Annotated in this window: 24 protein-coding genes; 19 read left to right on the forward strand and 5 right to left on the reverse strand. The window is 46.3% G+C overall.

All coding sequences use genetic code 11. The features are described from left to right. Positions 1-89: 89 nt before the first annotated feature. From atpB to ACQRBJ_RS03140, 10 genes are all read left to right on the forward strand, one after another. Positions 90-1196: a F0F1 ATP synthase subunit A gene (gene atpB, locus ACQRBJ_RS03095; RefSeq protein WP_445302823.1), complete on the forward strand. Its 1107-nt coding sequence runs from the start codon at positions 90-92 to the stop codon at positions 1194-1196. Positions 1197-1322: 126 nt separating this feature from the next. Beyond that, positions 1323-1562, forward strand: coding sequence for an ATP synthase F0 subunit C (gene atpE / locus ACQRBJ_RS03100; protein ID WP_006846851.1), 240 nt, complete (start codon positions 1323-1325; stop codon positions 1560-1562). A gap of 142 nt (positions 1563-1704) precedes the next feature. Beyond that, positions 1705-2205, forward strand: coding sequence for a F0F1 ATP synthase subunit B (gene atpF, locus ACQRBJ_RS03105; protein WP_441936227.1), 501 nt, complete (start codon positions 1705-1707; stop codon positions 2203-2205). Between the two features lie 8 nt (positions 2206-2213). Beyond that, positions 2214-2750 carry a F0F1 ATP synthase subunit delta gene (locus tag ACQRBJ_RS03110; RefSeq protein WP_295348541.1) on the forward strand — a complete coding sequence of 179 codons (537 nt, stop codon included), beginning with the start codon at positions 2214-2216 and terminating at the stop codon, positions 2748-2750. Positions 2751-2930: 180 nt separating this feature from the next. Next, complete coding sequence (gene atpA, locus ACQRBJ_RS03115; protein ID WP_294971670.1) at positions 2931-4517, forward strand: F0F1 ATP synthase subunit alpha; 1587 nt, start codon at positions 2931-2933, stop codon at positions 4515-4517. Between the two features lie 6 nt (positions 4518-4523). Then, the gene (locus ACQRBJ_RS03120; RefSeq protein WP_445302824.1) at positions 4524-5498 is read left to right on the forward strand and encodes a F0F1 ATP synthase subunit gamma; all 975 of its coding nucleotides are present in this window, start codon (positions 4524-4526) and stop codon (positions 5496-5498) included. 397 nt (positions 5499-5895) lie between these two features. Beyond that, entirely contained in the window at positions 5896-6555 is a 660-nt protein-coding gene (locus ACQRBJ_RS03125) for a UpxY family transcription antiterminator (RefSeq protein ID WP_441936231.1), read from the forward strand. A gap of 6 nt (positions 6556-6561) precedes the next feature. Then, the gene (locus ACQRBJ_RS03130; protein ID WP_445302825.1) at positions 6562-7350 is read left to right on the forward strand and encodes a polysaccharide biosynthesis/export family protein; all 789 of its coding nucleotides are present in this window, start codon (positions 6562-6564) and stop codon (positions 7348-7350) included. A 230-nt stretch (positions 7351-7580) separates the two neighbouring features. After that, complete coding sequence (locus ACQRBJ_RS03135) at positions 7581-10073, forward strand: GumC family protein (RefSeq protein WP_445302826.1); 2493 nt, start codon at positions 7581-7583, stop codon at positions 10071-10073. A 34-nt stretch (positions 10074-10107) separates the two neighbouring features. After that, the gene (locus tag ACQRBJ_RS03140) at positions 10108-10824 is read left to right on the forward strand and encodes a CpsB/CapC family capsule biosynthesis tyrosine phosphatase (RefSeq protein WP_295348551.1); all 717 of its coding nucleotides are present in this window, start codon (positions 10108-10110) and stop codon (positions 10822-10824) included. A gap of 216 nt (positions 10825-11040) precedes the next feature. Here the strand turns inward: ACQRBJ_RS03140 and ACQRBJ_RS03145 are convergent, their stop codons facing one another. The 5 genes from ACQRBJ_RS03145 to ACQRBJ_RS03165 form a co-directional block, all read right to left on the reverse strand. Further along, entirely contained in the window at positions 11041-11133 is a 93-nt protein-coding gene (locus ACQRBJ_RS03145) for a smalltalk protein (protein WP_442241484.1), read from the reverse strand. Between the two features lie 43 nt (positions 11134-11176). After that, positions 11177-11689, reverse strand: coding sequence for an N-acetylmuramoyl-L-alanine amidase (locus ACQRBJ_RS03150; protein WP_295348553.1), 513 nt, complete (start codon positions 11687-11689; stop codon positions 11177-11179). An 81-nt stretch (positions 11690-11770) separates the two neighbouring features. Next, positions 11771-12292: an HU family DNA-binding protein gene (locus ACQRBJ_RS03155; RefSeq protein WP_442241485.1), complete on the reverse strand. Its 522-nt coding sequence runs from the start codon at positions 12290-12292 to the stop codon at positions 11771-11773. Positions 12293-12453: 161 nt separating this feature from the next. Next, positions 12454-12738, reverse strand: a complete 285-nt coding sequence (locus tag ACQRBJ_RS03160; RefSeq protein WP_295348556.1) for a DUF4248 domain-containing protein — start codon at positions 12736-12738, stop codon at positions 12454-12456. 28 nt (positions 12739-12766) lie between these two features. Then, entirely contained in the window at positions 12767-15040 is a 2274-nt protein-coding gene (locus tag ACQRBJ_RS03165) for a BT4734/BF3469 family protein (RefSeq protein ID WP_445302827.1), read from the reverse strand. Between the two features lie 278 nt (positions 15041-15318). On the opposite strand from ACQRBJ_RS03165, the gene ACQRBJ_RS03170 reads away from it, so the two are divergent. The 9 genes from ACQRBJ_RS03170 to ACQRBJ_RS03210 all read left to right on the forward strand — a co-directional run. Beyond that, positions 15319-15582 (forward strand): hypothetical protein, encoded by a 264-nt coding sequence (locus ACQRBJ_RS03170; RefSeq protein WP_445302828.1) that lies wholly within the window; start codon positions 15319-15321, stop codon positions 15580-15582. A gap of 450 nt (positions 15583-16032) precedes the next feature. Beyond that, positions 16033-16317 carry a hypothetical protein gene (locus tag ACQRBJ_RS03175; protein ID WP_445302829.1) on the forward strand — a complete coding sequence of 95 codons (285 nt, stop codon included), beginning with the start codon at positions 16033-16035 and terminating at the stop codon, positions 16315-16317. Then, a complete protein-coding gene (locus tag ACQRBJ_RS03180) occupies positions 16308-16646 on the forward strand; it encodes a type II toxin-antitoxin system RelE/ParE family toxin (protein ID WP_235305740.1) in 339 nt (112 codons plus the stop codon). Before ACQRBJ_RS03175 ends, ACQRBJ_RS03180 begins: the two co-directional genes overlap by 10 nt. A 301-nt stretch (positions 16647-16947) precedes the next feature. Then, complete coding sequence (locus tag ACQRBJ_RS03185) at positions 16948-17259, forward strand: nucleotidyltransferase family protein (protein WP_118189928.1); 312 nt, start codon at positions 16948-16950, stop codon at positions 17257-17259. A 6-nt stretch (positions 17260-17265) separates the two neighbouring features. Beyond that, a complete protein-coding gene (locus ACQRBJ_RS03190; protein ID WP_445302838.1) occupies positions 17266-17376 on the forward strand; it encodes a hypothetical protein in 111 nt (36 codons plus the stop codon). Between the two features lie 480 nt (positions 17377-17856). After that, positions 17857-18669, forward strand: a complete 813-nt coding sequence (locus tag ACQRBJ_RS03195) for a hypothetical protein (RefSeq protein WP_445302830.1) — start codon at positions 17857-17859, stop codon at positions 18667-18669. Between the two features lie 5 nt (positions 18670-18674). Next, positions 18675-19289, forward strand: a complete 615-nt coding sequence (locus ACQRBJ_RS03200; RefSeq protein ID WP_445302831.1) for a caspase family protein — start codon at positions 18675-18677, stop codon at positions 19287-19289. 271 nt (positions 19290-19560) lie between these two features. Beyond that, positions 19561-20565: an acyltransferase family protein gene (locus ACQRBJ_RS03205; RefSeq protein WP_445302832.1), complete on the forward strand. Its 1005-nt coding sequence runs from the start codon at positions 19561-19563 to the stop codon at positions 20563-20565. A gap of 37 nt (positions 20566-20602) precedes the next feature. Further along, the coding region (locus tag ACQRBJ_RS03210; RefSeq protein ID WP_445302833.1) for a lipopolysaccharide biosynthesis protein at positions 20603-21785 on the forward strand (1183 nt) is incomplete at its 3' end.

Below are 21785 nucleotides of genomic sequence, written 5' to 3' on the forward strand. Positions count from 1 at the left end.
GAACGACCGTAGGGAGTGATAACTTCTTTGACTTCAATCAATTCCCTCACTTGCGAATAATTAATAAACAAAAGTAAGAATTAAAGAATATGAAACATCTCAAGCAATTCCTCTTGATGGCGATGCTGCTCTTCACGCTGGCACCTCTGCAGGTATCGGCCAAGGAGAACATCGACGTGAAAGAGATATTGTGGGGTCATATCAAGGATTCTTATGAATGGCATATCACTAAGGTGGGAGATCATCCCGTAGTGATTCATCTGCCTATCATCGTGAAGAGCTCAACGGGCTGGCACGTCTTCTGCAGCAGCCAATTCTCGGAAGAGAAGGATGCCAACGGAGACCGTCCGGGACCATTCAACCTCGTCATCAAGAACGGTGATGCACAGACGAATCCCAACAAGATAGTAGAGAAGGTGGGAGGTCAGGAGGTTCGTCCTCTCGACATCTCCATCACGAAGACCGTTTGCGTGCTCTTCATCGACGCTATCATCCTGTTGCTCTGCATCCTGATACCAGCCAGCTGGTGCAGGAAGCACAAGGTGGATGACCCTGCACCAAAGGGATTTACAGGACTGATGCACATGTTCGTCATGTCGGTATATGACGATGTGATCAAGGCTACACTGGGTAAGGAAGCCCCTAAGTATGCACCATGGCTGCTTACTTGCTTCTTCTTCATCTTCGTGGCCAACATCATGGGTATCGTACCATTCCCTCCAGGTGGTGGTAACCTGACAGGTAATATCGCCTGCACCGCATTCTTCGGTGTGACGACCTTCCTGATCACCAACTTCACCGGTACGAAGGAATACTGGAAGGACATCTTCTGGCCAGAAGTACCAACCTGGCTGAAGGTTCCAGTGCCATTGATGCCATTCATCGAGCTTTTCGGTATCTTCACGAAACCGTTGGCTTTGATTATCCGACTCTTCGCCAACATGATGGCGGGTCACGCCATCGCACTTTCGTTTGCGGCTATCATTTTCATCATGTTCAACATCAGTGAGAATGCTATCGCCAACTATGTGGCAGGTACGGGTATGACAGCAGTAAGTATTGCGATGAGTGTCTTCATGATGCTCCTCGAAGTATTGGTAAGCTACATTCAGGCATTGGTATTCACCATGCTGAGTGCAGTATTCATCTCGCTGGCTCATGTAAAGTCTCATGAGGCTGAGCCAGAGGTTGCTTAATACATTGAACTTTGAAGTTTGAACTTTATGAGAAGTTTGAACATTGGACTTCATGATTTGATGTAGAGGCAAAATTTCAATTAAACAATAAATAAAGAAAATATTAACAACTTAAATTATAAGATTATGTTATCACTTTTATTAGCAGCAGAGATTGCAAAGTTGGGTGCCGCAGTAGGTGCAGGTTTGGCCGCTATTGGCGCAGGTATTGGTATCGGTCGCATTGGTGGCCAGGCTATGGACGCTATGGCACGCCAGCCAGAGAAGATGGGTGACCTCCGTTCTTCTATGATTATTGCAGCTGCGTTGGTTGAGGGTGTTGCGTTCTTCGCTGTCATCATCGCCATCTTGGCAATCGTTATGTAATCATCTCATATGTCACTATCATCAGCCCCGGATCAAGGATATCCTCCAGAGTTTCTGCCGGATTCTGAAGCCGGGGTAGGATAGAGACTATTCTAGAGTTAGTTAAAATAGAAACGTTTAAGTAAAACTTTAACCAGTATATATGGATTTATTGATTCCTGATAGCGGTTTGCTCTTTTGGATGACAGTCGTTTTTCTGATTGTCTTCGTCATCTTGAGAAAGGCTGGTTTCGGAGCCATCGTCAAGATGGTGACCGAGCGCAAGGCCTTCATCGACGAGAGCCTGAAGAAAGCTCACGAGGCCAACGAGAAGCTTGCCAATATCCAAAAAGAAGGTGAATCCATCTTGCAGGAAGCGCGCGAGAAGCAGGCTGCCATCCTCAGAGAGGCTGCCGAAACACGCGACGCCATCGTAGAGAAAGCACAGAATAAGGCTCGCGAAGAGGGAGCAAGACTCCTCTCTGACGCCAAGGCACAGATTGAATCGGAGAAGCAGAACGCCATTCGCGAAATCCGCGGTCAGGTGGCTGAACTCTCTGTTCTGATTGCTGAGAAGGTGCTCAAGGCTAAGCTCTCTGACGACAAGGCACAGATGGATATGATAAATCGACTGCTGGACGAGGTTTCTTCTGACAACAAATAGTAAAGCTTATGGATATAGGTGTAATATCGGTGCGTTATGCCCGTGCCCTCATCAAGAGCGCACTCAGCATGAAGCTCGAAGATCAGGTCTACCAGGAGATGCAGACGCTCTACAAGAGCTACATCGACGTGCCTGAACTGAGATTTACGATAGACAACCCTATGCTCTCTAAAGACAAGAAGCTGGCGCTTCTCACCACAGCCCTGGGCAAGAACCCATCCGAGCTGAGCAAGAAGTTCATCGCACTCGTTCTGAAAGAGGATAGGGAGAGCACCCTGCAATTCATGGCTGCTTCGTATATCACTCTTTACAGGAAACAGAAGAACATCATCCGCGGTAAGCTGATCACCGCCACTGCCGTTGACGCCTCTACTGAGGATAAGATGCGCAAGATGGTGGAGCAGAGAACGCAAGGTACTGTGGAGTTCAAGACTGAGGTGAACCCGGATATCATCGGTGGTTTCATCCTTGAGTATGATACTTACAGAATGGATGCGAGCGTAAAGACTAAGCTCAACAACATTCTGACACAGCTCAAAAAGTAATTTTTTTGAGTAGTTAAGAATTTAAGAAGTTAAAGGAGTTAAGACAACACCTTTATCCTGATAAAACAGGAGGACTTCTTAATAATGAGAGAAACTGGATATAAGATAAGCTATTGTCTTAACTCCTTTAACTTCTTTCAACTCCTTAACTCCTCATTTAACAATTAAAATAAATAAACAATGTCAGATAAAATTAAACCAAGTGAAGTGTCTGAAGTTCTTCAGCAGCAACTGCAGGAGGTGAATAGCTCTGAAAAGTTTGATGAGGTCGGTACTGTTCTCACCGTCAGCGATGGTGTGGCACGTATCTACGGACTCCGCAACGCAGAGGCTAACGAACTTCTTGAGTTCGAGAACGGCACTATGGCGATTGTCATGAACTTGGAGGAAGACAATGTAGGTTGTGTCCTCTTAGGTCCTACTGCTGGCATCAAGGAGGGACAGAGCGTGAAGCGTACACACCGTATCGCTTCCATCCGCGTGAACGACAACTTCCTCGGACGTGTCGTAAACCCTCTGGGTCAGGCTATTGATGGTCTGGGTGACATCGACCTTACTGATGCCTTCGAAATGCCATTGGACCGCAAGGCCCCGGGTGTTATCTATCGCCAGCCAGTGAAGGAACCACTTCAGACAGGTTTGAAGGCTGTAGACTCTATGATTCCTATCGGTCGTGGACAGCGTGAGCTGATCATCGGCGACCGCCAGACCGGTAAGACTGCCATCGCAGTGGATACCATCATCAACCAGAAGAGCTTCTACGAGGCAGGCAAGCCAGTATATTGTATCTATGTAGCCATCGGTCAGAAAGCATCTACCGTTGCTGCATTGGTACAGAACCTTAAGGAGCATGGCGCCCTGCCATATACCATCATCGTAAGTGCTACCGCTGCCGATCCAGCTGCTATGCAGTACTATGCACCATTTGCCGGTGCAGCCATCGGTGAGTATTTCCGCGACCGCGGTTACTCAGCTCTCGTCGTATACGATGACCTGAGTAAGCAGGCTGTGGCTTACCGTGAGGTATCCCTGATCCTCCGCCGTCCATCCGGACGTGAGGCTTACCCTGGTGATGTCTTCTATCTCCACTCTCGTCTGTTGGAGCGTGCCGCTCGTATCAACGACCAGCAGGAGGTAGCCGAGCAGATGAACGACCTTCCAGAGTGCATGAAGGGTCACGTTAAGGGTGGCGGTTCCTTGACAGCCCTCCCTATCATCGAGACACAGGCTGGTGACGTATCAGCATACATCCCAACCAACGTGATCTCCATCACCGACGGTCAGATCTTCCTTGAGACCAACCTCTTCAACCAGGGCTTCCGTCCAGCTATCAACGTAGGTATCTCCGTATCCCGTGTAGGTGGTTCTGCCCAGATCAAGAGTATGAAGAAGGTGGCTGGTACACTGAAGATTGATATGGCTCAGTATCGTGAGCTGGAGGCCTTCTCCAAGTTCTCTAGCGATATGGATGCCGTAACAGCGATGACTCTGGACCGTGGCCGTAAGAACGACCAGTTGCTGGTTCAGCCTCAGTACCGCCCAATGCCGGTAGGAGAGCAGGTAGCTATTCTCTATTGCGGTGTGCACGGATTGATGCACGACGTGCCAATGGACAAGGTTCGCGAGTGCCAGGATCTGTTCCTCGACGCTATGCGCAGCCAGCACGCCGATGTGATTCAGACTTTAGGCGATGGTAAGCTCACCGACGAGGCCATTAAGGCAGTCGAGGAGACCATGGCTAATGTTGCAGGACAATATAAAGCGTAATAGCCTATGCCGTCGTTAAAAGAGATTAAGACTCGCATCGCCAGCGTCAACAGTACACGTAAGATTACGAGTGCCATGAAGATGGTGGCTTCGAGCAAACTGCATCATGCACAGGTGGCTATACAGAACATGCTGCCTTACGAGAATATGCTGGAACATATCCTCAAGAGCTTTCTGGTGAGTACTCCGAATGTGGACCATGAGTTGCAGGTGGAGCACAAGGAAACCAGGCGAGTGGCTCTCGTGGTTTACAGTTCCAATAGCAGCTTGTGCGGTGGATTCAATTCCAACGTCATCAAGATGATGATGCATGCGGTCGACGAGTATAAGGCTCAGGGCATTGACGACATCACGGTTTATCCTATCGGAAGAAAGGTGGCTGAGAAAGCACAGAAGCTGGGACTCAAGATTGGCGGCAACTTCATGGATCTTGCCGATCATCCTAATTCAAGCGTATGTGCCGACATCGCCAGTAATCTTGCCAAGCAGTATGCGGCTGGCGAACTCGACAAGGTGGAGATGATCTATCACCACTTCAAGAGTGCCGGCTCGCAGATTCTGACCCGCAAGACCTTCCTGCCTATCGACCTCAGCACAGAGGCAATAGGAGGGGATAACGACAGAGATCTCACCTCTAATGTGGTTACAGCTAAGGCGCAGGAGTATCTACGCAAGAAACAGGCTGAGGAGAATGAAAGAAAGACTTCAGAGGCTAAACCTCTGAACGATGACTTCATTGTGGAGCCAGACTTGGAGACCGTTCTCGGTGTATTGATTCCTAAGCAGCTGCATCTCATGCTCTTCACAGCCTTGCTGGACAGTCAGGCGAGTGAGCATGCTGCCCGCATGGTGGCCATGCAGACCGCTACGGATAATGCCGATGAACTCTTGCGCGAACTCAACTTGCAGTACAACAAGAGTCGTCAACAGGCCATTACCAATGAATTGCTTGATATTGTGGGAGGTAGCGTAAACAACTAAGTTTCCTTCCATCTGTATAATGTTTAATCGGGGTAAATCACTTATTGAAAGAGATTTACCCCGATTTTATGTTTTGTATGCAAACAAAACAGTAAAATTAACGAATATTAGGAAAATACTTAAAAAAACTAATTTTATCTAAAGTTGCGCTAACATTCTTTCGTTTTTTTTTTTTTTTGTTAACTTTGCGGCGCGTTTGAGAACTAAACCAGAAAATATGAGGCTTAGTTACCCAAATGGGATTGCGGGTACAGCATCGCCTGGATCAGGGTTGCTCCGAACGACAGAAGCTTTACGGGAAGTATACTGTCTCAATCTCCTTGCTGCTTGTGACGACTCGTTTCGACATAAGGGGGAAGAGAAAATGTGTCTGTATAAGAATACTTAAAATGAAAGAATGGACAATTCAATAAAAGATATCTATCATTCTCTAAGCATACAAGCCGGGACTCTTGGCGAACCAGCCAAGACAGAGGCATCATGGTATGCCATGCGCGTGTACATGAACAAAGTGGCGCTTTGCCGAGACCAGTTCAACCTTTTCAACAACGTGCTTAAGGATCCTGACCAGATGATAAACACATTCCCCGAAGATATGATGGGCGATGTGATGGAATATTACGCCCCCTTCGTAAAAGAGAGACAAGTAAACAGCCAAGGCAAGAAGATTGTGGTGGAGCGCCCACTCATACCCTCGCTTTTCTTCATGCGCAGCAACAAGCTACAGGCACTATGCCTGGAGCGGGAACTGCGTGGCAAGGCAAGGCTATATCGCCAGCTGGTGGACTTCGACCCACAGCCCATCGCCATTCCCAAGCGACAGATGCAGATGTTCATGATGGTATCGTCGGGCGACCAGAAGGGGCTGGAATATTTCGAGGACGGAGCCTTCAACTGGAAGAAAGGAGAACGTGTCAGGGTCATCGACGGCAGGTTCAAAGGTCTGGAGGGCGAAATCAAGCGCATCAATGGCGACCATCGCCTCATCGTGTCGATAGACGGGGTCTGTGCCGTCGCCACCACCTATATACCAAGATGTTTTCTAGAAAAAATATAAAATAATATGAAATATCGTAATTCATTGCTTTCTGGAGCTTTTTGTACGGGACTTCTTGTCCTGTCAGCTTGTGGAGCCCCACAACAAATAGCTTATTTCCAGGATTTTAACCAAAATCCTGACATGCTAATCAATCTGAAAAGTGCGGTGATCACCGCCAAGCCAACAGATAAACTCTACATCGGAGTGAAGAGCAAGGATCCACAGATCACACAGCTCTTCAGCCTTACGGGAACCGCCACCACGTCGACCGGCGCCAAGGATGCCTATTATTATACGGTAGACAGCAAGGGCAACATCGACTTTCCTGTGCTGGGCATCCTGCATGTGGCAGGTCGTACCCGAGAGCAGATAGCCGAGGGAATCAAGAAACTTCTTGTGGATCGCAACTTGGTGAAGGATCCCGTGGTGACTGTCAGCCTGACAAATCTCCACTATTCGGTGATTGGTGAGGTGGCACGCCCTGGACAGTATGAAATCGAGGACGAGAAAGTGACTATTCTCGATGCCCTCAGCAAGGCAGGCGACCTGACCATCTATGGCACCCGTGAAGACGTGATGGTGTTGCGCCAGGAAAACGGCCACCAGAAGATATACAAGATCAATCTCTGCTCGGGAAACAGCGTGTTCAACAGTCCGGTATATTACCTGCAGCAGAACGACGTGGTTTACATCAGCCCCAACGAGACCAAGGCTCGCCAGAGTACGGTCAATGGCAACAATGTCAGGAGCACGGGCTTCTGGATTAGCCTTGCCTCACTTGCCACCAGCGTGGCGGTACTTATCAAGAAATAATGTAACTGAACTTTCGCATATCAGGAAGTTAAAGGAGTTAAAGGAGTTAAAGGAGTTAAAGAAGTTATCACTCCCTACGGTCGTTCGGGAAGTTAAGAGACAATAGTCTCCTAGCTTAAACTTAGGACATTTGTCCCTTAACTTCCCTTAACTTCCCTCTAACTTCCCTCTAACTTCCCTCTAACTTCCCTTAACTTCCCTACATGCGAAAAAAACAACTTTCAAATTCAATGATTCAGAATAATCAAGCGACGATGCAGAATGCTCTGGTTCGTCGCCCCCAGCAGGCAGATGACTTCATTCGTCTGCAAGACTTAATGTATCTGTGCCTTGTGCGCTGGCGATGGTTTGTCATCTCGCTCGTCGTCACCCTGGGCATAGCCACTTATTACCTCCTCTCCACGCCGGGTGTCTATCAGCGCACGGCATCCATCCTCATCAAGGAAGACGGCAAGAGCCAGAGCATCAACAGCGATGTGGCCAGTATGTTCTCCGACATGGGACTCTCGGGAGGCAAGTCGAACGTCAACAACGAGTTGATTGCCATCCAGTCGCCAGCCGTCTTGCTGGAGGCTGGCAAGCAGCTCAAACTCGACGTAAACTACAGTGAAGACGGTACCTTCCATCCTGTGGCTCTCTATGGCAGAACGCTGCCTGTAACCGTTCATTTCTATAGCTTGAACGATATGCAGAGCGCCAATTTGGATGTAGAAGTAAAGCATGGCAACCTGTTTTCCATCGTACACGTGAGTGGCACCGACAAGGCTGGAAACCAAGTGGAATCGGACGAGGAGATACAGGGCAAGCTGGGCCAGACCGTCCGCACGGCGATGGGCCATGTATGCGTAGACCTGGCACCGGGCTATTCAGCCTTCATCAATGGACATGAGAGCAGGAAACTGCATGTAACCCGCACCAACCTCTATGCCATGACCGACCATATCAAGGCGTCGCTCTCGGCAAGCATCAGCGAGGAGAAGGCAACAGTCATCGACCTGACCTATAAGGACCAGCTCACCCAGCGCGCCGAGGACGTGCTGAACACCATCATCTCCGTATACCGCAAGAACTGGATGGAGGACAAGAACCAGATGACCGTCTCCACCTCCCATTTCATCACCGATCGCCTGGGCGTCATCGAGCGGGAACTGGGCGACGTAGACAAGGACATCTCCTCGTTCAAGAGCCGCAATCTGCTGCCCGACGTAGAGACCGCCGCACAGCAATACATGCAGAAGAGCGGCGACGTAGACAAGCAGATACTCGAGCTGAACTCACGCCTCTCCATGGCACGCTACCTGCGCGACTTCCTGACGGGCAAGGTGGGCAAGAACCAGCTCCTGCCAGCCAATATCGGCATCGACAGTCCGGGCATTGAGCAGCAGATTACCGAATACAACAAGCAGCAGCTGGAGCGCAACAACCTGGTGGCTAACTCCAGCGAGCAGAACCCATTGGTGGCTGACTATGACCAGAACCTCGCCTCCATGCGCCATAGCATCGTAACCAGTATCGACAACTTCGTGGTGACACTCAACTCGCAGCTTGCCAACCTGCAGGCAAACGAGGCGCAGACCACCAGCCAGATAGCCAGCAACCCTACCCAGGCAAAGTACCTGCAAACAGTGGGTCGCCAGCAGAAGGTGAAGGAGGCGCTCTACCTCTTCCTCTTGCAGAAGAGAGAGGAAAACGAGCTTTCCAAGGCTTTCACCGCCTACAACACGCGCATCATCACCCCTCCTACGGGCGACACCACGCCCGTGCAGCCTGTGCGCCGCAACATCATCCTCGTGGCTTTCGTTCTCGGAGTCCTGATACCTGTGGTAGTCATATTTATCCGTGAGAACATGAACACGACGGTGAGGGGCAGAAACGACCTCAAGAACATCACCATACCATTCCTCGGTGAGATACCATACAGCATCAGTCGCAAGAACAGACCAACTCTTCTGCAGCGCATCCAGTTCTGGAAGAAGCCGAAGGAGACGCGACAGATTGTGGTGAAGGCAGGCAAGCGCGACATCGTGAACGAGGCGTTCCGCGTGCTGCGCACTAACCTGGAGTTCATGATAGGTACCCATCCCGAGCAGAACGTCATCATCCTTACGTCTTTCAACCCAGGCTCGGGCAAGACTCACCTGGCATGCAACATCGCCATGTCGCTCGCCATCAAGGAGAAGAAGGTGCTCGTCATCGATGGTGACCTCCGCCATGGTTCCACATCCATGCTCGTGGGCAGCCCTGGCGAGGGACTCAGCGACTATCTCAACGGCAGGACCGATGACCTGGAGGGCATCATCTGCCATGGCGAGGAGTATGGACTGGTGGAGGATTTCGACGTGCTGCCTATCGGTACCATGCCGCCTAACCCTACGGAGCTCCTCTTCACCGACCGTCTGGGCGAGATGATCAGGCAGATGAGGGCTGAGTACGATTATGTGTTCATCGACTGTCCACCAGTGGAAATCGTGGCAGATACCCAGATTATAGAGAAACTTGCCGACCGCACCATCTTCGTGGTACGCTCGGGCTTGATGCAGCGCAGTTTGCTGGGCGACATCGAGCAGCTCTACAAGGACAAGAAATTCAAGAATATGTCGCTCATTCTGAACGGAACCAAGGCTCAGGGCGGCCGCTACGGCCACTACTATCGCTATGGCTACCACTATGGCTATGGCTACGGCTACCACTACGGCTCCGACAAGAATGGGGGGCAAAAATAGGAAAGTAGGAAATTGGATAAAAGAATAGAAAAATATGAATATATTCCGTGAGGCGTTCCGTTGGATTTGCAATCCGACGGCAAGCAGGAAAGCACCTTCAGAGAGACTCCCCGGCGGCATCGACTGGCACTGCCACATCCTGCCCGGCGTGGACGACGGATTTCAAGAGGTAAAGAAGTCGTTGGAAATGTTGTGCCTTTACGAAGGCGCAGGCATGAGGGATGTCTGGCTTACGCCTCATATTATGGAAGACGTACCCAACGGGACCACCCATTTGCGCCAAGTATTTGCCGACTTCCAGAAACAATATCAGCAGGACTTCGCCGAGCGAAACCCTGCTGACAGAAAAATGCTCCGGCTGCATCTCGCAGCCGAAAATATGCTAGATGCGCTCTTCGAAAAGCGCCTGAAGGCAAACGACCTGTTGCCGCTGGGCGAGGATGGCAAGCTCCTGTTGGTGGAGACGAGCATCTTCTCTGCCCCGATGAATTTTCATGCCCTCCTGGAGCGCATCAAGAACAAGGGCTACACGCCCGTGCTTGCCCATCCTGAGCGCTACCTCTATATGGAGAAGCGCGACTACGAGAAGCTCAAGTTGATGGGCATCAAGTTCCAGCGAAATGCGTTCTCGATAGATGGGCAGTATGGCAAGAAGGTGCAGAAGCGATGCAAGTGGCTCATGAAGCACGATATGTACGACTTCGTGGGCAGCGACATGCATCGCCTCAGCATCTACTGGCGATACTGGTAGAATTAGAAATTAAGGTTAAGGTTTGATTACTGATAACTGAACTTTCGCATATGGGGAAGTTAAGTGAAGTTAGGGAAGTTAGAAGGAAGTTAAGGGACAAATGTCCTACGTTTTACGCTAGAAAACTATTGTCCCTTAACTTCCTGAACGACCGTAGGGAGTGATAACTTCTTTAACTTCAATCAATTCCCTCACTTGCGAAACTTGAACTGAAATCTATTTGCAGCTCTGTACGCAGAATGCGCTAGCTACGGCGGTAAGTACGGTGATGATGAAATTGATCACCTTCTTGATGGTTTCTTTCTTCATAGTTCAAATTTAACATTCAACATTCAACATTAAGCATTCCACATTAAAGTGGAAATTTTTTCGCTGCATCGAAGCAAGGACACTCCTTAGGAGTCGTTCCCGGCAAGTCGCGGTGCCCTACAATCTGCGCCTGTGGAAACGTGATCTTGAGCTTGCGCAGCAGATTCCACATCGCGTCATACTGGGCGCGGGTCAGGGTGTCGGCAGGACGGCCCTCGTCGTCCAGCCCACCCTCGTAGCAGATGCCGATGGAGCAGCGGTTGTAGGGGCGGGCATGTGAGCCCACCTCCAGCAGCTTTCTGAACTGCGTGATGCTTCCGTCCTTGTGTACATAGAAGTGGTAGCCCACGGTGCGGAATCCACGCTTCTTGTGGTCGCGCATCAGTTGCTTGTCGGTGTAGTTACGGTCGGCACGTGTTGCCGAGCAATGAATTACGAGAAAACGGACGCTCAGAGGTGAGTCCATCATCTCGCCGTTCTCTGTGTAGGCGAGCAGGAGATGCTCATTGAGCACCTCCTCGCCGCCAATCGTCATCGGAAATCGATCTTGTGTCATTTTCGGTCAATTGATTTTAAAAACTAGTTAAGGGATTTGCAATCCCAGTTAAGAGATAACGGGGATATGCAATCCCAGTTACTACAGTCCTACTTCTCCCGAATCGCTGCCTGGGTTAGTGGTGGAGCCAGAGCCAGAGTCGCTCTTGTCTGTACTTTCCGATGGCGTAGTCGTTCCGGAGTCGGTGGTGGAAGACTTCTTTTTCTTAGCACCATACTTCTTCAAGTTGGCGTCGAGGTTGAGATTCACGTAGCGGAAGTCGCCCGTGGCGCGGGCTTTCATTCTCACTCCTTCGATGTTCTTAGATACGGTGAAGTCGTCGGCATTCTCTGCACCCATCTTGTTCTTGATGCTGATGTAGAAGATGGCGAGGTTGTCCAGCTTTACATTCTTGCCCATGAGCAGGAGCTCCTTGATGTGGGTCACGGCATCGATGAGGATGCCCTTGATGGTCCCGGCTGAGAATGGAGAGTTGTGACCATGCATGTGGTCGGCGAGCTCATCGAGATCTACAGTTTCACTTACGTGGGGCTTGGCGTAGTACTTGCCATAAGCCTTCACGTTCTTCTTGTTGTTGTTCTTCTTCAAATCGTACTCAATCATAAGGCTAATAAATTGTTTTATGGTTCGTGTTTCATGTATTAAAGCGCTGCGCAGTGCTTGGTTCTTGTTTACGGTTGCAAAGATACGACTTTCAGAAGAGGCTTCTGTACGATAGGGGTGAGATAGGGATACGATGGGGCATAAAACTGGAAAACTCAGTATTATGGCTCGCCCAGATACTCATAGATGAGCAGCGTCTGGCGCATGGTGAAGGTCTTCGCCAACCGTTCGTAGCCCTCTCTTTGCAGGGCCTCAAGCAGGGGCGGACAGTGGTTCACCATCCGCATCAGGTGGTTTAGTGCCACGTGTTTCGACTGCTCCGGAAAGTAGAGCTTGGCAAGCTCGTATTTCTTGTATATCTTGATCTTCATATAGAATTGACTTTTATGAGAACCGCGGTAATGATACTTAGCGTTTCTCTTGATGATACTTAGCGTTGCTGGCAATGCTGGTTAGCACTTGCCAGAACGCTGTTTACTGTTGGTCAGAACCATTCTGGCTATCCGTAGCTACGGTTCTGTACGGTTTCAGGTACGTTTCTGCGCATTCGTTTGGACTGCAGATCGCCTCGGTGTTGATTTCTCCCGGATTCTTCTCTATCACGAGCCATCCGTTGCCTTTGGCGCGGTGTACCTTCTTGAATCCCAGTCGCTGCATCACGGCGCTCAGGTTCTGGTGACTCATGTTGCGGCTCAGGGCGGGACTTCCGCCTATGCGCTCCATGATTTCCGATGAAAAGCGGAACTTTACATATTGAGGGTCGGTGTCTGATTTCGGCACCTTGTAGAAGCGCAGTATCTGGTCTTCCATGAAGTTGGAAACCATGAACATGCTGTTGTGCTCCCTCATCACGTCGATGTCGGCGGTGGTGAGCCAGTATACCCATCCCTCTTCCTGGTTCTTCACCCGATTGGTTACCTCTTGTCCCAGAGCTACAGCCTGGGCATAGACGTGCTGGTAGTCGATGGGTGTCTCCCTAGGGCTCTCGATATTGTCTACGAACCATGGTGAGTAGCGGCGGTTCTCCTCGTCGGTGATGATCTGTATGCTGTTGCTGGTGCCACAGAGGGCACCACGGTGCAGCAGTTCCGAACGATACTTGTCGTAGGGGCGGCGGATGGAGAACACCAGCTTGGTGACGTTGCTCTTGAGGGCGCTCAGCCCCTTGCCGAAGGTAGACTCCAGCTCGTCGAGGCATATGAGTGCCTTGCTTGAGAAAGCCTCCATGAAGTCCTTGTCGGTATAGTTGGCGGTTGACTCGTTGATGAAGTACTGGCGCAGGCATGGTGGCAGGATATAATAGAAGAATGTGGTTTTGTTGATGCCACCCCTCCCGATGAATATCAGGATGGTCTGGCTCACCACTCTCGGTGATACCCATGCCACCACCATCGATACGAGCCATTTCTTGAAGAAGTATCTGAACTCTTCCTGCGAGTGGTGGTAGCCAGGGCAATAGTTGATGGTTACCCGGTTGGCAAGCTCGTCGATGTAGTCGGTCTTTCCGTCCCATTTGGGCAGACTCCTGAGATATTCGTCGAAGGGATCCCAAGGCTCGCTGAAGTCGCTGTTGATGATGGCGTGCAGCTTGATGGCGCTCACTTCGAGTCCCATCTCGTCCATCTGGGTCCAGAAGGTGTTCTCTATGTTGTCGTCGATGCGGGTCCACTTATGGTATTTGCCTTTGATTATATCGCGGCTCAGCACCTCGTGAAATCCCGTCACCTCATTGTGGTGAAACTCGTATCTCATCGAGAGCCACTGCTTGATTACCTTGACGGTCGGCTTACCCGAGAAGCCCTCGCCTTTGCGGTAGAAGTGCCAGGTGCCTAGTTTCTCGGTGTGCTTGTAGCATGATTTCATCACGCTGTCAGCATCGGGATAGTCGGAACTGAAGTTGCTCTTGGCGTAGGCCATTGCCTCTTCCTTGTCTATGCCATAGCGCACGCACACCTTGCCGAAGTGGAGCACATACTCGTTGTGGGCACCGCTCTCAAACTTGTAGCCCCACGTGTCGAGTAGGTTCAGTATGTGCTGCGCTGCCTCGTCCATCGAGGGAACCCCCTTGCCCAGTGCCACCATCTTCTGGCTGTTTCGCTTGCGCTTGCTGGCACGTTTGGCATATTTCGCCTCGTTGGCCTTCTTGGTGTAGAGCGCCTTCAGGTCGTGGGTGTCCAGGCCGAAAGGCTCTGCGTCCCAATGGAAGTAGGCGGTAGGGTCGTGTGCGAGTCCGCACATCCGGGTGATGTCTGCGCATTGCTCGTCGGCAGGCACGCCTAGCAACTTACTGTAATAGCTCATCGCCTTGCGTATGATCACATCGAAAAGTTCCAGTGCGGTCACCTCGTCGTCATCTATGGGCAGGTATCTGGAGATGATGCGCAGGCCCCGTTGGCTCACGGTGATGAACCTCATCATGGTATGAGGGTCTGCGTCCGCCTTCTGTACGACCTCCTTCATCTTTTCTGCAGGAATCTTGTCGATGTCCACGGCGATCATCTGGGTGGTCTTCACCACGTTGCGCAGTTCCTTGCCCCGTCCGTCCATGAGCACGGAGGTAGTGATGCCTGGCATCATCACCTTGGTTTGATGAGCGAGCTCGCTGCTGATGCGCATGTTCTTGCGGTAGTCTTCGGTACGAGCCTGGGTCATGGCGTCGAGGGTGATGATTCGCTGCAGTTCATCAAGACTGACGAGTTGTCTGCTTTCGCTGCAGGCGATAGCATAGAAGAAAGATGGTAATACCATTTCTTGTTTTTTTTGTTGTTCTGTTGTTGCCATTTTTAAGCAAATTATATGAAGTTGTTTAAAATTGAATCATATAGATTCCGCTGCAAAGCTAAGCATAAAATTTGGCATTGAAATCAAAAAGTTCCGATTTTGGAACATAACATAAAATTATTTAAAATGTTTTTCAAAAAAATCAAAAGTGAAGTCATGGGAATCAAGGATTCCTACGACTACAGACGGGCATGATTTCTGTCCACAAGTGTTTTAATCTTTTAGTCCACAACGTGTTCTGGGCTATGCGTGAAGAACTGAAGGAAGACCGTTTTGAGGGTGGTCTTACCGAGGAGGAGAAGCATTGGGCTTCCACCAAGTCAGCCATCCGCAAGGAGTTCCTGCTGTCTGATGCGTATACCAAGAGTCTGGAGGCGATGGACCGTGATGTTTCCATCGACGACTACTGGGGCGCGATACGTTGGATGGAGTCGTTGGTTGACGAGGCTCACAGAGACGAGCTGCTTCGTCTGATTGACGGGTTGCTGGAACCATTGTCGCCGAAATGATCGATTTTTAGATTAGCAAACAAAGTGTGAAGTGTGAAGGGGGTATATGAACTTTAGCGTGAAAAGAGTGTTAAAAAGAAGGCATAACTATCTGATACCCTTTCTCTTTATCTTTTGCGCACGATGTATATACAAAAGTTCTTATACACCCCCTTCACACCCACCCAAACATATACCCCTATAAGGGGAACCGGAGGAAACGTAAAAAATCTGCGTAATCTGCGAGATCTGCGTGGTCCTCTTATCCTCGGCCGCACAGAAATCTGTGTAAATCCGTGAATTGAAAATCGGCGGCTGAAGGGAGATTTGTCCTCCGGACCCACTGACCAGCGGGAAGTAAAGCCAAATCTGTGGGACTCCCGATGTGTTAAAAACCGGAAATACCTTGGCAATTTCAGATATTTCCCTTATATTTGCAGCGTGTAAACAATAAAATAGGAGGATAAGATTATGTATATGACAAATTCTGTTGAAAGAAATAATACAGTTGTTCCATTTTGGAATGAGATAAAGAAATTGAGTAGGGAAGATAGAAGCAATCTTGTCGAACTCATCGAATTGTCTTTACAAGAAGATAATGATGACGATAAAAAGATGAAATCATTTATCGATAACTTAGACGAAACAGCAATGAAGTCCGCTGCCGATTTCGCCTATAAGGAGTCTTTGTCTCAGAAAACGATTCCTCATTCAGAGATTTTGAATGTCGTGAAGGAGGAATTAGGATGGAAATGAAAATCACCTGGTCAACATTGGCAAAGCAGCAATTGAAAGATATAGGTCAGTATGTTGCTGATAATTTTGGAGAACGTACTGCTAATAAATCTTTAGAGCGAATAGTGAAAAAGGTTAATGGCCTGTATGTATTTCCAGAAAGTGGTTCTTTTGATAAAAAATACTCGACAGATAGCTATACCGTACGACATTTAACTATTCACCCCAATGTTGTATATTATATTCAGTTTGCAAATCAGATTACAATAATGGCTGTAGCTCACGAGAAGCAATCTCCTAAAACGGTATCATCAATGATTACTCGCTTCATCGAGCATCATATGCCATAAAGTCTTCCGCTAGGCGACAGACAATCGCAACTCTGTTGCGTAAGCACTCTCAGCCAGCCCCTTAGATTTCTGTCCCCTATAAGGGGAACCGAAGGGGTCGTAAAGACTATTGAAGGATGATTTTAGAACAATGGCACAGGCTCCGCTGGCTGGCCAAAACTTCGGCAGAGCTATAGCGTCGCCAGCTACTTCATCTCTGAAATCTGTGGGACATCGATGTGTTAAAAACCGGAAATATCTTGGCTATTTCAGATATTTCCCTTATATTTGCAGCATGTAAACAATAAAAAGGTACTCGATTATGATTAGTAAGAATGTTGAAAATATGATTCCAAAGATTCAGCAATTCTTTGGAAGCCAACCCATCAAGAAGGCTTGGCTCTTTGGTTCATGCTCAAGAGGCGAAGAGAGTATGGATAGTGATGTCGATATTCTTGTAGAGTATGATCGCCAGAACTCCAGAGTTTCATTGATGAAGATTGCTGCCATGATGCTCAATTTAGAAGATTTACTTCATCGTAAGGTAGATATGGTAGAAGCCAGTCGCCTCTTACCTTTTGCGTTAGACTCAGTAAATAACGACAAGTTCTTGATTTATGAGAGAAAGAGTTAAAGTATTATTCATGGCTATTATACTGTAGATCAGGAAAGTCTTTGGGATACAATAGAATGTGATATTCCAGAGTTAAAGCCTTGGATAGAGAAATATCTGCAAGAACAACCAGAATAAAGTCTTCCGCTAGGCGACAGACAATCGCAACTCTGTTGCGTAAGCACTCTCAGCCAGCCCCTTGCGGGCACAGGCTCCGCTGGCTGACCAAAACTCTGGCAGAGCTATAGCGTCGCCAGCTACATCCTCTCGTTCCTGAGGAAAGAGAGGCTTGGTGAGAAAGGTGGAGCTCCCTTTGGCTAAAGGGAGACGGAGGGATTCGAAATATCTCTTATAATATCAAATTCAGACTATTTTTACTCAATCAATATCCAGGTAAGAATACCCTAAAAGCGATTCTTATCTGGTAAGGACTCTATGTCCTAAATTTCCGATACGAACCAATTATATAGTTAGACATAACGAAATAATATATAAAACGAGAAGTAGCTTAGTAGTGTGGGCGCTACATAATCACCCGCAACGCATCTTGCAGCTTTCTATCGGAAGACGGTTACCGATAGAGGCTCAGGATGCTATAATATAAGAACTTAATTGAGAATGTGGTTTAATAAGCAAGATTCTGACGAGTTTTATCCTCCAAAAGATGAATATCAGAGAAAATATCGCCAAGCATTTGAAGGCGTTGTAGATAAGTATCTGATTTATCATTGTGAAGATGAAAATGCCAAAATACTGATTTACATTGATCCAGAAAATGATATAGATTGGATCATGAAGCAAGATCCTTTAAATGGGAATGAAGAATTAACTAAGGAGAGAAACAAATGGCTAGCCAAACTAGACATAGCACAAGCTTCACCATGTTTGAATTTGACAGAGAAAAACATCATGAAGTTCAAGATAATGCTAGGAGCTGGTTATGAAAGTGCCTTATATGGAAATTTCGATTCTGTTCAGTCCTGCATAGATCAAGCTTTGCTTTTTCTAAAAGCCAGAAACAAAGAACAGAGTAGATACCTTATTTTGCTCGTATCAACGTTCATTGTTGTTATGTCCCTGATAGCAGGTTACTTTTGTGATGTGTTTTCTGATGAAAAAATAATCGGCTTAGAACTGGGTGTTCTTGGTTCTTATGTTTCCATTTGGTCAAGGTTTGGTAAAATGAACATGACGGGTCTAGCTTCTAAGAATATTCATTATTTAGAGGCTTTTGCCCGTTTGCTTTGTGGAGGAATCTTTGCTTTTGTAGCCATATTGTTTATTGATACAGGATTAGTTTTAAAAGATATTACAGTTTCAAACCCGTGGGCATATCATTGTATAGTTGGTTTTATTGCTGGTTTTAATGAGCGATTTGTACCTTCTATCATAGAGTCATTCACGTCAAATGTAACAGAAGAAAAAAAGTAATGATTATGAGGCGCAAACTATATTTAATTATAAGTGATGGCGGGGGAAATGCTCCTCTTCGTGGTGTTCACATAGATAAAGAAAATTTTCTGAATTTCTTCAAGTCTCCAGAAGGTGGAGCCTGGAAGGATGACGAGATAAGTGTATTTGATAAAAATAATTTTTATTTAGAAGCTCTAAAGATTAATGATCTTACGGCAAGAGTAAATAAACACCCGATAGATTTTTATCTGATAGTATTCTGTGGTCATGGATTTACAGATCAAAATCATCAAATTTTCTTTGAGGTTCGTCAGGATTTTCAATTAAATCTTGATGATTTGCTCGGAGCAGTTGCTAGAAGTCGCTGTTTAGTGATAGCAGATAGTTGCAGAGCTATATATCATTTGCAGGAAGGTGGTCGTATTGCAGATGTACGCTTGTTTAGCACAAGTGAAGATGCAAGAAATAGTGCTTATGCAGATTTATGTCGAAATGAGTATAACGACTTAATAGAGGCTACTCCTTCAACAATGCAGGTGGTTTATTTCTCTAATTTTGATAATGAAACCGCTAATGAAAATCCTCGTGTTGGTGGTTTTTATAGTCATGAGTTGTTGGCTACAGCCAAAAACAAATAGAAAAAATCAAAACTTTGCAGCAGCATGATAATCAGTCTTATTATGTGAGCATTGATGATGTTCACAGTGAGGCTGCTAGTATCGTAGCGAGCAAAACTCATAATGGACAGCATCCTGATATATATCTAAATTGCAGGTCGAAAGCGCGCTTTCCTTTTGTTGTTGTTCCACATTGGCAACTGCAATTATTAGATGACTGATAAGATTTTTGTAGATTATATCGCTGCTGTCTCATATATAAAATCGTGGGGACACCTTTACTAAAATAACAATGGAAAATAAAAGAAATACGAATGTAGAAGTCTTACGTTTAGTTCTTATGCTTGCCATTTTATGCTGGCATATATTGGTTCATGGGTATGGCTTCAAGAATTTTGGGTATGCTAATATGGAATGCTTAAGTGATGAAGTTGCAATAATTTTGGCTTCGTTACTTGCTCCTGCTACCTATTGCTTTATGTTTATATCAGGATATTATGGATTGAAGTTCTCTGTTAAAAAAGGCATTTCATTAGAACTTTGGTTAATTCAGGCATCATTGTTGACTTCTTTTATCGGTAGTTTTTTCTTTGTAAAACTTCCGATATTTGAGTTTGTAAGAGCTTGCTTCCCAGTAAGCACAGGGAAATGGTGGTTTATGACATGCTATATGCAGATATTCTTATTATCTCCGATATTGAATAAGGGAATCGATAATCTGAGGAAAAATAGTTTTTTGCTAATTATAGTTTTATTGGTAGCTAATCAAATCCTTTTTTTTCTTTGTTTAAGATTTCTCGGAGGCAACAATATTCTAGGATTGTTGACGATGTTTTTATTAGGTCGTTATTTTAATATTTACAAAATAGAAATTAAAAAGAATACAGCACTTCTCCTATTTCTGGCATGTTGGTTATCTCTTATAGGTCTGATGTTATTGGCGAATAATTATTGTAAGCATCACGTATTTACGTTGTTGAATTACAATACGCCTCTGGTTATGACTATGGCGATTACCGTGTTTTATTATGTAAAGGGAATGACACCACATTGTTCTCCAAAAATAAATACGTTATTGAAGCCTGTGCTCTTTATTTATCTGATTACAGATGGTTTATTTGTTCCTTTTTACGAATGGGTAACTTCTGTTTTGAAAGATGATATGTTGTTAGGTGTGTTGCTTGTTATAGCAATACCTGTTGTTTGCCTTTTAATTGGGCATCTGGTAATCAAATTTGTTGATTTTTTACAAAGTAAAATCAATATTCAAAAAATGGAAGAATATTTTAGGCAATAGGTAAGATTGAAAAGATATTTGTAGATTACATATTTTTATGGCAGAAAGAGAATCTAGAATAAAGAAAACATTACTAAACGCAAGGGTTAATTTTATATATTATTTTATTACCCTTATATTAAGCTTCTTTTCTCGTAAGGTATTCTTGGATTGCCTGGGAGCTGACTTTGTTGGTTTAACAGGCACTTTGCAAAACCTTTTGGGATTTCTCAATTTGGCAGAACTAGGAGTTGGATCAGCAATAGGTTATTTGTTATACAAACCTTTATATGATCATGATCAAGATAAGATAAATGAGATTATCTCTGTTATGGGATATCTTTATCGAATCATCGGATTGGTGATACTTGTTGCCGGTTGTATTTTAGCTTGTTTCCTTCCTCTGATTTATCCTAATACCGATTTTGGTATGGGAATCATAGTGTTTGCCTATTTTACATTCTTGGCAAGTACGCTGATTGGCTATTTCATCAACTATCGTCAGAATTTGTTGGGTGCTGATCAGCGTAATTATGTAGTAACAGCTTACTTTCAAACAGCAACAGTTGTCAAGACAATCCTTCAGATGGTATCAGCCTATTATACTGGGTCTTATTATCTATGGATGGTAATAGAATTAGTATTTGGTATTGGTTATTCTTTCATTTTGAACTGGAAGATAGACCAAACCTATCCATGGCTCAAAGCAGAAGTAAAATTAGGCAAGAAACTCTTTAAGAAGTATCCTGAGGTAATGCAGAAAACGAAGCAGCTATTTATTCATCAAATTAGTGGCTTCGTGCAGTTCCAGACAACTCCATTTCTTACCTATGCATTTGTATCATTGAAGATAGTGGCATATTATGGTAACTATACCTTGCTGGTGGATAAAATTATACAATTAATGAATACTTTCTTAAGTAGCATTAATGCCAGTGTGGGTAATTTGATTGCTGAAGGTAATAAACAGAAAATTATGGATGTCTTTTATGAGAATTGTTCACTCCGTTATTTGTATGCATCGTTTATTACTTTTGTTATTTACTTATTTTTAGAACCCTTTATAACAGTTTGGCTTGGGGGCGAGTATCTTTTAGGGCATGTTGTTTTAGTATTGTTATGCTTAAAGATGTATGTACAAGTTATGGCTGGTAAAACTTATGCATTTATTTATGGCTATGGTCTCTTTGCTGATGTTTGGGCAGCTATTGTGCAATCGGCAATATTCCTAGTAGTTGCCA

Source organism: Prevotella sp. SGI.167 (assembly GCF_050313615.1).
In the GTDB taxonomy this organism is placed as follows: Bacteria; Bacteroidota; Bacteroidia; order Bacteroidales; family Bacteroidaceae; genus Prevotella.